This is a genomic window from Oleiphilus sp. HI0043 (genome assembly GCF_001634935.1).
The window spans coordinates 1-502 of sequence record NZ_LWEY01000618.1 but is presented as its reverse complement, the minus strand read 5'-3'; the positions used below and the strand labels follow the sequence as shown (position 1 = coordinate 502).

Genomic DNA, 502 nt, shown 5'->3' with positions numbered 1-502 from the left:
CTACTTCTACCTTCTTTATAAAAATTGATCGCTGTAGAGACATCAGGTTCAAAGCCTTCGGGTACTTCGTGAATTTCTTTTGTCATGAGTGACCAGTAAAGCCGGTCTTCCAGCATGTCCCACTCCCATGCACCAATTCTGGCCTGCTGACTCATCGACTCCAGTAAAGTCTTCTGACGTGCTAAATCTTCTGCAACAAGCTGTTTGCTCAGTTCATTACCTATCCATTGGGCAAATAAACGAATGAGTTCAAATTCGTCATCACTAAAGGGTCTGGCATGTGCTTCAGGACCAGAAAAGTTTAGCGTACCAAAGCGTTCACCTGACACGATTAGCGGCACACCAATATAACTTTCCAGGCCAAAAGCCTCGTAGCAAGGATGCGTATTAATGCAGCTTTTCTCTACATGATCAAAGCCTGTTGGTCCATTGGCATTAAGGGTGTGGATACAGTAAGTAATGCCCAGTTCAAATTCATCACCAGGTTTTACTTCACCATTCG

General features: G+C 44.0%; 1 protein-coding gene. It reads right to left on the bottom strand.

Features of this window, described 5'->3' with window-relative positions:
* A partial coding sequence (locus tag A3729_RS07575; RefSeq protein WP_156497775.1) for a GAF domain-containing protein occupies positions 1–502 on the bottom strand: 502 nt, incomplete at both ends.